At 35.6% G+C, this 13,508-nt stretch carries 9 protein-coding genes and 1 pseudogene; 7 read left to right on the top strand and 3 right to left on the bottom strand.

What is annotated here, in order from left to right; genetic code table 11:
• Positions 1-184: 184 nt before the first annotated feature.
• The 7 genes from QWZ06_RS18515 (at position 185) to QWZ06_RS18545 (ending at position 10,499) form a co-directional block, all read left to right on the top strand.
• A complete protein-coding gene (locus QWZ06_RS18515; RefSeq protein ID WP_290300278.1) occupies positions 185-2,584 on the top strand; it encodes a DUF5686 family protein in 2,400 nt (799 codons plus the stop codon).
• A gap of 188 nt (positions 2,585-2,772) precedes the next feature.
• Entirely contained in the window at positions 2,773-4,254 is a 1,482-nt protein-coding gene (locus QWZ06_RS18520) for an alkaline phosphatase PhoX (protein ID WP_290300292.1), read from the top strand.
• 64 nt (positions 4,255-4,318) lie between these two features.
• Positions 4,319-6,133, top strand: coding sequence for a cytochrome-c peroxidase (locus QWZ06_RS18525; RefSeq protein ID WP_290300293.1), 1,815 nt, complete (start codon positions 4,319-4,321; stop codon positions 6,131-6,133).
• Between the two features lie 212 nt (positions 6,134-6,345).
• Positions 6,346-7,701, top strand: a complete 1,356-nt coding sequence (locus QWZ06_RS18530) for a hypothetical protein (protein WP_290300295.1) — start codon at positions 6,346-6,348, stop codon at positions 7,699-7,701.
• A complete protein-coding gene (locus tag QWZ06_RS18535) occupies positions 7,650-8,741 on the top strand; it encodes a hypothetical protein (protein ID WP_290300296.1) in 1,092 nt (363 codons plus the stop codon). Before QWZ06_RS18530 ends, QWZ06_RS18535 begins: the two co-directional genes overlap by 52 nt.
• 45 nt (positions 8,742-8,786) lie before the next feature.
• Entirely contained in the window at positions 8,787-9,023 is a 237-nt protein-coding gene (locus QWZ06_RS18540; RefSeq protein ID WP_290300298.1) for a hypothetical protein, read from the top strand.
• A gap of 6 nt (positions 9,024-9,029) precedes the next feature.
• Entirely contained in the window at positions 9,030-10,499 is a 1,470-nt protein-coding gene (locus tag QWZ06_RS18545) for a M20/M25/M40 family metallo-hydrolase (protein WP_290300300.1), read from the top strand.
• Positions 10,500-10,642: 143 nt separating this feature from the next.
• Here the strand turns inward: QWZ06_RS18545 and ilvA are convergent, their stop codons facing one another.
• The 3 genes and pseudogenes from ilvA to QWZ06_RS18560 all read right to left on the bottom strand — a co-directional run bounded on the left by ilvA (position 10,643) and on the right by QWZ06_RS18560 (position 13,504).
• Complete coding sequence (gene ilvA, locus QWZ06_RS18550; protein WP_290300302.1) at positions 10,643-11,905, bottom strand: threonine ammonia-lyase IlvA; 1,263 nt, start codon at positions 11,903-11,905, stop codon at positions 10,643-10,645.
• 12 nt (positions 11,906-11,917) lie between these two features.
• Positions 11,918-12,963, bottom strand: a pseudogene (gene ilvC / locus QWZ06_RS18555) (ketol-acid reductoisomerase).
• A gap of 259 nt (positions 12,964-13,222) precedes the next feature.
• A complete protein-coding gene (locus tag QWZ06_RS18560) occupies positions 13,223-13,504 on the bottom strand; it encodes an ACT domain-containing protein (RefSeq protein WP_160136722.1) in 282 nt (93 codons plus the stop codon).
• Positions 13,505-13,508: the final 4 nt, after the last annotated feature.

The following is a 13,508-nucleotide window of genomic DNA, read 5'->3' on the forward strand; positions in this document are numbered from 1 at the left end:
TAAAAATAAATAATTATCGATTAAGAAAATAATTTTATTTCAATACGATATGTAAAAAATTATATTTTCATATAGTCTGTAACTTTCTTATCAATAGTTTCGTCTTATTTATAAAAAAACAATGACAAGACTATTATTTCCTTTATTTTTTTTCTTCACTGTGCTTTTTTTTGGCCAAACTCAAATGAGAGTGTTCAATAAAAGCAATAAACAGCCTATCCCAAACGCGGGTGTTTATTGTGATGACAATTTGTTAGGGAAAACCAGTCAGGAAGGAGTTTTATCTTTCAAAACAAAATGTAAAAAAGTAGAAATTCTTGCCAGTAATTTTGAAGATGTTTTAGTGGATGTGAAAGTATCCATGGAGATCCCAATGCAGCCGTTATCCGAAAAGAGAGAAAATATCGAGCGAATTATTATCACGGATAAGAGCGACCCCAGAGCGTTGAAAATTCTGGATGAAGTGAATAGAAAAGCAAAAGAAAACTCACCAAAGTCTTTAGATTCTTATAATTTCAAGTCGTATACCAAATTTTCAATTGATGTTGATAAAGATTCTATTGACACTTTTAAAAATTTCTTAGCGATAAGAAAGGATTCTCTTTCAAAAGTTGACAAAAGTGGTTTCAAACAGAAAGAAAGTGAAAAGAAGGATTCATTAATCAATGAAGACTTTCTGAATGCCTCACAGGAAAGCCAGATGTTTCTTTGGGAAAAAGCCTCTGAATACAAATTTTCTAAGAAATATGGTGAAAAGACCAATATCATCAATAACAGAATGTCAGGGTTTAAAAGTCCTATCTATGAAGCTTTAGCGATCAATATTTCAAATCTGGATAAAACGCCAAGACAGCTGAGACCTGAAAACAGAAAACTGTTTCATTTCTACCTTTCTGATACGTTGCAGATTGAAGGCAGAAAAACATATGTCATCAAATTCAAAGAAATTACTGATAAGAAAAAGCAGAATCCCAGAAAATTTAATGGAAAAATATATATTGACGCGGAAAGTTTTGCTTTGAAAAAGTTTGAAAGCGTTAATAAAAAACAAAACGAGGGAAATATTGTCTCTGTGTGGAAGCCTATCAATAATAAATGGTTTCTGGATTATGAAGACATCAAATTAAAAATGGGCGACCAAACCTTTAACACCTCTAAAAAAGACAGTTTAAAACCTGGAGAAAAAATAAAATACAACAAAAAAAGATTTGGAAACTATCTCTATGTCAAAAACAGATTCTTCGATTTTGAATTAAATGAAGCACAAAAAGCATCGGAATTCAGAGGCTATTCTCTTGAAATGAAAAACCCGGATGGAAGTCTTATGCAAAAATATAGAACCGACAGTCTTACTTCCAGAGAAAGCTCAACGTATACCAAAATTGACAGCTTTGTAGAAAAACATGACTTCGAAAAGAAGCTGAACTTTTTAACCCAGTTAATGAGAGGGAATTTAAGATATAAAATGATTGATTTTGATTTTACAAAATTCATCAGCTACGATCAATACCAAGGGATACGTTTGGGAGCGGGAATAAAACTTAATGAAAAATTCAGTAAGACATTTTCTCCTGATGGATACTTCGGATATGGCTTTAAAGATCATCATTGGAAATATGGCCTAGGTTTAGATATGAAATTATCAGACAAAAGAACCTCTGTTTTCCGGATTGATTATGTAGATGATGTATTTGCTGCGGGGAGATTCAATAATAATATGTGGGATGCAATGATGAAATTTTCTGATATCAATCTTGATCTTCACAACGCTAGTTTCTATAAAAATCAAAAATGGGGCGCGTCATTTCTTTATGACATTTCCAATTCATTAAGCATGAAAGTTGCGGTGAATAAAGAAAAGCAGGAAGCTCTTTTCGATTATCAATATAAAAACTTAGGCCACCGTTTTGACAATACAAGCGCAACGTTGTCCCTTAAATTTGCTCCGAATGATAAAAACATCATGACTCCAAGCGGGAAATACACTTATGAAAAAGGATTTCCGCAAGTTTTCATGAATTACGAGCAGGGACTTAAAACATTAGGTGGAGATCTTGAGTATCAAAGACTGGATCTATTGCTTATTCATCAGTTCAGATCAAAGTTGGGATATACCAATGTCAAGCTTTTTGGAGGAATATCCTCCGGTACAGCCCCAATTTGGAAAAACTTTGAAATTGCAGGACAAACAGATAATAATGCCGATAAATGGTCTTCAAAAATAAGTACTCCTACCAATCTGGGATTTGCAACCATGCCTGCCGGAACTTTTTTTACGGATAAATTTGTTGCTTTTCATGTTTCGCAATATCTGCCTTTCCGATTTAAAACTTTTGGTAACAGATATTCCAACATAGAAATTGAATATCAGTCTGCCATTGGAGATTTTAAAAACAGAGGCGATCATCAGTTCAATTTTCAGGTTCTCGATCATTATTATCAGGAGGTTGGACTTATCTGGAATCGTTTTTTAGGAAGAAATTTTGGCGTTGGATTTTCTTATAGACTAGGATACTATCAGACTTCCCAGTTTAAAGACAATTTCGGAATTCAATTCAGACTCAATATATTGCAAAAAGATTAAAAATAGTAAACCTGTTTTTATTACAAACTCCTGAAAATTTCAGGAGTTTTTTATTTATATCCATTCTAATTATTGACCTTCGCTTAACAAATCTTTACCTAATCTTAAACTATTTGTTTTCTCCCCGTAAAGTCTAATTAACACTAAGCCTTTAGTTTTGCTGTAATCGAAATTCAAAAAAAGTAATTATGAAAATTAACAAAACTATTGGAGCTTTACTCTTTGGAGCCCTTCTTTTCCAGAGCTGTAGTGAAGACAATAACGGAAGTGATAACAACACTCCTTCCAACGACAAAATCAAAATTGAAAACTTTTCTAAAGAACCGGCCTTCGTTTATGGAATGACTGGTTTTGAAAACCTAAATATTACGACATTAATTTCCAGTTCCGATGTTCTTTCTGGATCTCCCGATTTCGTTTTCGGAGGACAACCGGATGGAATGGGAATTATGAAAGATCCTAACTCTGATGGTTACCTGATGATTACTAACCACGAGATCAAACAATCTGTTTCAAGAGTATATCTGGATAAAACATTCAGACCTGTAAAAGGAGAATATATTTTAAATGGAACCGGAGGAATGACCAGATTATGTTCTGCTACATTGGCAACACCAGAAGTTCATGGCTTCAGTGCATTCCTTACTGCCGGAGAATCTGGTGAAGAAAGTATGGTGCATGCTCTAGATCCTTTGGCACCAGCATCTCAGGCATCTGATAAAACCAGAGTAAAACCTGCGTTAGGAAAAGCGTCTATGGAAAACGCTGTTCCACTTCCTAAGGATGTTTCTAATGGAAAGTCTTATATCATCATTGGAGAAGACCAGTCTTATTCTTCGTCTCATCAATCTGCCGGACAATTGATCATGTACGTTGCTGATACCCAAGGAGACTTGAATAATGGTAAATTATATGCTCTAAAAAGAACAAACAACAATTATACTGAAACGGATATGACGAAAGGAAGTGCCTATGACGTAGAGTTTGTTGAAATTCCTGGCGCTAAAAACCTTACCGGAGCTCAAATCAACCAGAAAAACATTGATAACAATGCAATCCGTTTTTCAAGAGTTGAAGATGTAGATTACAGAAAAGGAGCAGGAAAAGGAAGAGAGATCTACTTTACAGCTACCGGAGAATCTTCTGATGGGGTGAATCCAAAACCGGGATTAACAATGTGGGGAAGAGTTTACAAACTTGTTCTAAACTCCAGCAATATGTTGACAGGAAAACTAGAAGTAGTTGCAGAGGGAGATTCTAATCCTAGTAATAACCTGATTAACCCTGATAACTTATGTGTAACAGAAAACTTTGTTTACATCCAGGAAGATGGAGACTCCTATTACAAAGCAGCGAATCATGATTCTTATATCTGGCAGCTGAATATCGCTACAAAACAATATAAACCATGGTTGAATATGAAACACAACAGAAACAATTCAGCATGGCAGACGGCCTACAACCAATCCGGAGATCTTCTTAAATTCGGTTCATGGGAATTTGGAGCAATGGTAGATATTTCCGATATCATTGGAGTTCCTAATACATTTGCCGTTAATATCCACTCTCATACATGGCAGTTGGATAAATTTAAAAATCCTGACGGTTCCGGAGTAAACACCAATAAAGAAGGTGGGCAAATTGTGATCATCAGAAACGTAGAAAAATAGTTTTAGTTATTCCATATCAATCAAAGTATCAACAGTAAACTCCTGTTGGTACTTTTTCGTACTTATGAAGAAAATTTCAAAATACCCGATACTTCTTTTTTTATATTCCGCATTGGCTCTTTTTACGCTTTCATATTGTAAAAATGAGAAACAGCAACCGGTATATGAAGACCTTGGCTCTGTAAAAAACAGAATCATCAAAAACAATTCTGATTTTGCTAAGCAAATCAATGAATTGAAAATGCTGGTTTCCAAAAATGCTGATGAAAAACTTCTTCAGAACCAGTTTGAAACTATCAGAAAGACCTACAAAAAAATGGAATGGGCCATAGAATACTTTCTACCCTACTCTGCAAGATTCATCAATGGTCCTGCCCTTCCAGAAATAGAAATGGATGAACATACAGAAATAGAGCCTGAAGGATTACAGGTCTTGGAAGAAATGTTTTATCCTTATCAACAGGAAAATAAAGATGAGGTGATCAGGATGCTCAATAAACTCGTGAGCAAAAGCAACGGTATAGATACCAATTTCCAGGTTATCACAATCAGTAAGGATCAGGTATTTGATGCTTTAAGACAGGAGGCATTCAGAATTTCCAGTCTTGGAATTTCAGGTTTTGACACGCCTATTTCCGGAGTTTTTTTACAGGAAATCCCATCCTCATTAGCAGGTATTAAAGAAACCTTGGAGCAAATATCTACAGGTAAGTCAAAAGATAAGGCTTTAAAAAATATCGTAGCTGAAATTAATGCTGCAACTGAAGTTCTGAAAAAAAATACAGATAAGAATACCTTTGATTATGTCAATTTCATCCCTGATCATCTCAATAAGATCACTGCTTTGATGCTTGATTTTAAAAACCAGGAAAAAATCCCTGATGTAGAAGTGACCACTGCCTTAAATAAAAATGCAGCTACATTCTTTTCTAAAAACGCGTTCAATCCTAATGCATTCACTCCCGGAAAAGAGTATGCATTTTCTGAAAATAAAGCAGCTCTTGGACATCAGCTTTTTAATGACAACATTCTATCCAATAGTAACAATCGCAACTGTGCTACCTGTCATATCCCTGAAAGAGCATTTACAGATGGATTGCCAAGATCTATGTCTCTTGAACATTCAGAACTTGCGCGTAATGCGCCTTCTCTCAACTATGCAGGGTTTCAGCATGGCCAGTTTTGGGATATGAGAAAGGATGATCTGGAAGGTCAAAGTGCAGATGTGATTTCCAATAAAGAAGAAATGCATGGTGATTTGAATCTTATTATTGCTAAGATCAATCAGGATAAAAGTTATCAAACAGCTTTTAAAAAGATCTATCATTCACAAAGGGTTGAGGTTTGGCAACTTCAGAATGTACTGGCTAGTTACATCCGATCTTTGGCAAAATTCAATTCTAATTTTGATGAATATATGCAGGGAAACAAGTCGGCCATGACTGAGAGTCAAAAACGCGGATTTAATCTTTTTGTCGGAAAAGCGCAATGTGCAATCTGCCATTTTTTGCCTTTATTTAATGGAACAGTCCCTCCTACTTTCAAAAAAACAGAACAGGAAGTATTGGGAGTGGCTGTGAATGGAGAAAATAAGAAATTTGACAATGACCTGGGAAGAGGGAAATTTCATGAGACCGTTGCAACATTGCAGCATTCTTTCAAAACACCTACTCTCAGAAATATTGACAAAACGGTTCCTTATATGCATAATGGCGGCTATAAAACATTGAAAGAAGTTATGAATTTTTATAATAAAGGAGGTGGAAAAGGCTTTGGATTTAAAGTAGATAACCAAACACTTTCTGATGCTCCTTTACATCTAACTGGGCAGGAAATAGATGATATTATAGAATTTATGAAAGCTTTAAATGATCGATAAGTGCTCTGAAAATATAAAAACTCCTGAATTGAATTTATTCAGGAGTTTTTTATTGAAAAAGTTCAGGAATTCGGAAAAGTTCACCTATCTTCAAAATTAAAAGGTGTTTTTTAGGAAAGCCCTATGCCTATGTTGGATTAAATCAATGTTATACTCTGTTAAAAACTTTTCTACCACAATAAATATTATTAATTTTGACCTAGTTTTTTTACATGAAAAGGGGTTTACAATTATTACTTTTTTTAATATGCTTTTTAGGGTATTCACAGCTTAAAATTAAAGTTGTAGATGGCTCTACTCAAAAGCCTATCTCCAATGCCAAGGTTTTCTGTGGCAATACGATTCTTGGTTATACTAATCCTCAGGGAGTCCTGGAGTTTAAAACCACCTGCCCGAATATTGAAGTGGAAGCGGAGACTTATCAAAAAGAAACAACTACTGTAGAAAGCAGTATGGAGGTTTCTCTGACCAAAAAATCTTCAAAAACCACCAATATTGAAACCGTAATAATTGAAGATAAAAGTGACCCGAGGGCTCTGGAAATCCTTAAAAAGGTCAATAAACTATTCAATGAAAACTCCCCAAAAAGTTTGGGTTCTTACTCTTATAAATCGTACGAAAAAATTTCACTGGATATTGACGAAGACAGCCTTTCTCAATTCAATCAATATTTTAATGATTTAAGCTTCTTCAAAAAAAAGAGGGAAAAAGATTCACTGAACAACATCAGTGCAAGAAAGATATTTGCTAAAAGTAAACTCTTCCTTTGGGAAAGAGCACAGGAGTTTTTATACTCTAAAAAGTATGGCGAAAAGATCAATATTCTTGACAATAGGATTTCGGGACTGAAACAGCCGGTTTACGAAATGATCGCTCTTCAGCAAAGTAACAGAGATGTTGTTCCTGAGCAGGTAAAACCAGAAAACAGAGGTCTTTACAGATATTTCCTTTCAGATACCATAGAACTTGACGGCAGAAAAAACTTTGTCATTCGTTTTCGTGAGGTTAATTATAAAAATCCGGATAAAAAAAGAAAGTACACCGGTGCCATTTATGTAGATACTGAAACCTACGGGATTAAAAAAATTGAAAATTTCAGTAAAAACAAAAACGACGGAATTATTACCAGTACCTGGATTTTTTACAATAATAAATGGTTCCTTGCCCATGAAAAGACCAAACTTAAAATGGGTAAAATGGCGATGGGTGACAAGGAACATACAGACAAAAAGGATAAAAAAAGCTTTGGAACCTATGCATTCCTTACCTCAAAATATTTTGATTTTGAATCCCCCATTGAAGAAAAGGCTAAGGATTTCAAAGGATATACTTTTGATGTGAAAAGCATCGATGGCCATTCTCTTGATCAATACAGAACAGAACCCCTTACTGAAAGGGAACAGAATACCTATAAAACCATTGACAGCTTAGGTAAAAAATATAAAATTGACAGCAAAGCACAGATCATTTCCGGATTACTTAACGGACAGATCAGAGTGGGTGTTGTAGATTTGCAGTGGATGAAATTGCCAACTACAACTCATATGAAGGATTCAGACTTGGGTTAAAGGTGAAGATCAACGAAAATTTCAATCCTTACTTCTCTCCCGATTATTATTTTGCATACGGAGTAAAAGACAGACGATGGAAATACGGAATGGGGATTGACATCAAAACCACATTAGAAAAAAACTCTTTCTTCAGATTTGATTTTTATGATGATGTAACGGCTTCAGGTGAATTTTACAGAAGACTCTGGAATTTCAAAATGAGAATGATGAATTTCGGAAATAACCTTAATAATGATAAGTATTTCCATTTCAAAGGAGCGTCTTTATCTTATTTGAATGATGTTACAAACGGCCTTACTCTGGCACTTGCTGTAAGAAGAAATGTAGAAGAAGCTCAATTTGCTTACGACTTTAGAGGTGAAGGGGCTTCATTCAAGAATTTCAATACATTATTTACTTTAAAGTACTCTCCAAATTCTACGAATATTATGACTCCACAGGGTAAATCCCTGATCGATCAGAAATATCCGGAATTGTATTTCAACTATGAACAAAGTTATAAAATGGCAGGGGGAAGTTTTAATTATTCCCGTTTTGATGCTCTTTTTGTACATAACTTTAAAACGGCAATCGGAACAACAGGTTTCAGACTATATGGCGGAGTTGTTTTAGGAGAAGCACCAATCTGGAAGAACTTTACCATGAACGGACTTGCCTCTCCGGGCAAAGATTTTAATTTTAATCTTACTTCTTTCCTTGGATTTGCTACGCTGGAAGGAGGAAAATATTACAATGATAAATTTGTAGCCTATTATTTCACTCACAAATTGCCTTTATACTTTAAAAGTTTCGGACATAATGTTTCCAGTTTTGATTTTGTTCTTCGTGGAACGATTGGAGATATGAAACATCCGGAATACCACCAGTTCAGATTTAAAAAGCTGGATCACCTGTATCAGGAAGTGGGATTGGAGTGGAACAACTTCCTTTCCAGCTATTTCAATCTGGGATTATTCTACAGGGTTGGTTATTATGCGACCCCTCAATTCAAACAGAATTTCGCCATTCAGTTTAAATTAAAATTCCTTGAGTTTTAATAGTTTATTATTACTCAAACCTATATTTATTATACATACAAGAACATGCAAAGAATAGAAATAAAAGCGGAAGACTTTTTTGAATTATTAAAATTAAAAGATACTTCCATGTGGGCTATTTTCTCACAGATGATTGATGGGAACGAAAAAGAAATTATATTTTTAGATAACGAGAATAAGATTCTTTTCAATTATATTTTACCAGCTGATGCCGAGAAACTGGAAGAAGATAGAAAAGAATTCTCTAAGCAGTTTGCTGATAAACTTGGTAGTCTAAATTAAAAACTAATGAATAAGAATTATATTTTTTCTTTACTGGGTCTTCTTTTATTCAGTATCGGAAATGCCCAAAGCTATAAAAAACCACTGGTATCAGCCATTAAAGAAACTGATCTTAGAAAAGACATGTATGAATTGGCTGCAGACCAATTCTGGGGTCGCGAAGCAGGAACTTTAGATGAATTAAAAGTATCAATGTGGCTGGCTGATAAAGCAAAAGAAGCAGGAATGAAAGCTGCAGGAGACAATGGTACTTTTTTCCAATTTTTTGAGATGTACAGACATCAGGTGACTCCACAAAGCAGCCTGAAAATTGGTGATACGAATCTAAAGTTATGGAAAGACTTCCTTGTCGCTGAGCCTGTAAATGCTTCTGTAGATGCAGAAATTGTGTATGCAGGAAATACTGAACCTGAAGATCTCTCTAAACTGAACCTTAAAGGAAAAGTACTGGCAGTAAATGCTTCTGACAAGAACATCGATAAAGACATGACTCTTTTTGTAAGAAGATATCCCGGATTTGTAAGAACAAAGTACTACAATAAAGCGAATGAACTGGGGGCAAAAGCCATCATTTTTATCACTGATGATATTTCAGAAAAAAGTTGGGTGGAAGTACTTCCTCAAATGACCAGAGGCGGCTATGGTGTAGAAGGTTTAAGAGAAAAAATCACCAACAATATTCCTGTTCTTTGGATTAAAAGGGAAAATGCAAATTGGGTAAAAAGTAATCCTAAACTTTCTCTTAATCTAATGACTGAAACATACAAATATCCTTCTGTAAATATCATTGGAAAAATAGAAGGTACGGATCCTGTTCTTAAAAAAGAATATGTTCTGTTGAGCGGACATCAGGATCACGACGGCATCAGACATCCTGTAAAAAATGATACCATCTATAATGGTGCTGATGACAATGCAAGTACCTGTGTTGCAATGCTGGCCATGGCAAGAGCATACAAAAAACAACCAGGAAAGAGAAGTATCTTATTTGTATTCCATGGTGCAGAAGAAAGAGGACTGCTTGGTTCAAGATGGCATGCTGCTCATCCTGTTGTTCCAAAAGAGAATATTGTAGCAGTCCTGAATGGGGATATGATCGGAAGAAACGATAATAATGAAGCGGCTTTATTAGGAGGAAATGCTCCTCATAAAAACTCTGAAGAACTTGTAAAAATGGCTGAAGAGGCCAATAATGAAAGTACAAAATTCAAGTATTTAAAAGATTGGGATTCCCCCAATCATGCTGAGTATTTTTATTTCAGAAGTGATCATCTTCCTTATGCTAAAATCGGAATTCCGGCTGTATTTTTCACCAGTGTACTGCATGATCAATACCACACTCCACAAGATGAATCTGAAAACATCAACTACAAGAAGTTATATAAAATGACAGAATGGATGTACAGAACATCCTGGAAAGTAGCCAATGAGGCAGAACGTCCGAAAGTGATTTCAAATTTTACTCTTGAAAGATAAATGACCAACTCCGGCTCCCTGAAGGGAGCCGGAGTTTTCTTGTGATAATCTGATAAAATAATGCCACGAATGCACGAATGATTTTATTCGTGCACCCGTGGCTAATAAAAATATAACGGAATTTTAACACCATCTTAGATCTGTTAAATCAGCAGATTCATTAAAGACGGATCATTATTGAGATAATTCACAAAGAAATCCTGCTTTTTCATATTATCCATTAGTGGAGTGAAATCTTCTTTTTGTTTCAGTGCAATTCCTACTACTGCGATCCCCTTTTCTTTTGAATTCTTCTGGGTATATTCAAAAAAGGTAATATCATCAGTAGGTCCGAGCACATCCATCACAAAGGTTTTCAAAGCTCCGGGGCGTTGTGGAAACCTCACCAGAAAATAATGCTTTAAGTTAGCATGCAGTAAAGCTTTTTCTTTGATCTCTTCCATTCGTGTGATATCATTATTGCTTCCACTGATGATACAGACTACATTTTTTCCCTGTATCTGATCTTTGTATTTTTCCAATGCAGCTACTGAAAGAGCTCCTGCCGGTTCTACCACAATAGCATCTTTATTATATAATGAAAGTATCGTTTCACACACAAGCCCTTCTTCTACTGTAGCCATATCATAGAGCGTGTCTTTACAAAGTTGAAACGTAAGATTTCCTACTTGCTGTACAGCGGCACCATCTACAAAGCGGCTAATCTTTTCAATATGTACAGGCTGTCCTTCTTCCAGCGCTTTTTTCATACTTGCTGCAGCCGAAGGTTCTACTCCAATGATTTTTGTTTGAGGAGATAATTCCTTAAAGACAGAACAAATCCCGGCTGCCAGTCCTCCACCGCCAATCGGTACAAAGAGATAATCAATAGGTTCGTCACTCTGTTCAAGGATTTCCAATGCCGTTGTGGCCTGACCTTCAATAATCGCAGGATCATCAAAGGGGTGAATGAATATTCCTTCGTGCTCATTGCAAAACCTCATCGCTGCCTCTTTTGCCTCATCGAAGGTATCACCCCATAAAGCAACATCAATATAATCACCACCAAACATTTTTACCTGCTCCAGCTTTTGTCCCGGTGTTGGTAAAGGCATAAAAATAGTTCCTTTCACTTTCATCCTGTTACAGGCAAAAGCAACTCCCTGGGCATGATTTCCTGCGCTGGCACAAACAATTCCTTTGGACAATTCTTCATTAGACATTGTTGCCATTTTATTGTATGCCCCTCTGATTTTGTAAGACCTTACTCGTTGAAGATCTTCTCTTTTAAAGTGTATTTTCGCATGATAAACCCTAGACAAGTTGTTATTAACAGCTAAAGGGGTTCTGACGCATACACTTTCAAGTCTTTCTGCCGCTTTGTAAACGTTATCCAACATGGATAAGTAGGTTTCTCCCGTCCTCATTTTTTGTTTGTATTAATTATTCTCAGGTCTCAGGCTGCGTACAGTTTTTCCTGCTTGCCACATTTCGCTTTCTCTTAACTCTGTTAACTCTACTTCTAATTTTTCTCTGTAATCAGGCTTACTGTTGCTGTCAATAGATCTTTGCGCTTCATTTCCTGCTGCAACATTATCATACAATTCTTCAAATAAAGGAGAAGTTGCATCTCTAAAACGTTTCCACCAGTCCAATGCACCTCTTTGAGCCGTGGTACTACAATTAGCATACATCCAATCCATTCCGTTTTCTGCAACCAATGGCATCAATGATTGGGTAAGTTCTTCTACCGTTTCATTAAATGCTTCAGAAGGGCTGTGTCCATTTTTCCTTAATACATCGTATTGTGCAGCAAATATTCCCTGTACAGCACCCATTAATGTCCCTCTCTCCCCTGCAAGGTCACTGTATACTTCTTTTTAAAGTCTGTCTCGAATAAATATCCACTTCCTATCGCAATACCAAGAGCAGCTACTCTATCTCTCGCTTTTCCTGTTGCATCCTGATAAACGGCAAAGCTGCTATTTAATCCTCTATCCTGAAGGAACATTCTTCTCAACGAAGTTCCTGATCCTTTAGGAGCTACCAAAAAAACATCTACATCTGTCGGAGGAACAATTCCTGTACGTTCATTAAAGGTAATCCCGAATCCATGAGAAAAATACAATGCTTTTCCTGGTGTAAGATGTTGTTTTACCTTTGGCCAATATTCAATTTGTGCAGCATCACTCAGAAGGTAACAGATAATAGTACCTTTTTCTAAGGCTTCCTCTATTTCAAATAAAGTTTCTCCTGGTACAAATCCGTCAGCAACTGCCTTATCCCAGGATTTAGAATTCTTTCTCTGCCCTACAATTACATTAATTCCGTTGTCTCTCTGGTTAAGTGCCTGCCCAGGCCCCTGTACTCCATAGCCGATTACAGCTACTACTTCATCCTTTAATACTTCCTGTGCCTTTTGTAATGGAAATTCTTCTCTTGTTACTACGTTTTCCTCTACTCCTCCGAAATTTAATTTTGCCATTTTCTGTAATTTAATTTTGTTATTTATGATATTGATTAATAAAAACTGATTTCTCTTATGCTAAAATCAAAAAAGATTGTATTGTAACATTTAAGTTCACTTTAGTAAGTTCAGATAATGCCAATAAAAAAGTTCACATAAGATGAAAATCAAAGATCTTCAAAGAACTTTAGTGTACTTGATATGCATCAGATCTGTCACTTAAAAATATCTTAAGTGTTATTTTCACCGTTTCATATAACGTCTTGTATTGTTATATTCAGCTAGCATATTCTATTGCCGTGAAATATGGGTTTTTGTGATAATGAACCTCCAATATATCCACTTGTTTTTCCATTTGTCTGGTGATTTTTTGTACAGATTCTTCTGTTTCTCTAATGGTAATCACAAACTTTCTGATATTTTCCATCTCAGCGGGTCCCATATTAAAATTGACCATGGAAATTCTTCTTCTCGAAAAAATAGCATTGATCCTGCTGATCAATCCTAAACAGTCTTCTGTATAAGCTGTTATCGTATATTCTTTATGTTCTTTTTTCATATTT

This window comes from Chryseobacterium tructae (genome assembly GCF_030409875.1).
Classification (GTDB): Bacteria; Bacteroidota; Bacteroidia; order Flavobacteriales; family Weeksellaceae; genus Chryseobacterium; species Chryseobacterium tructae.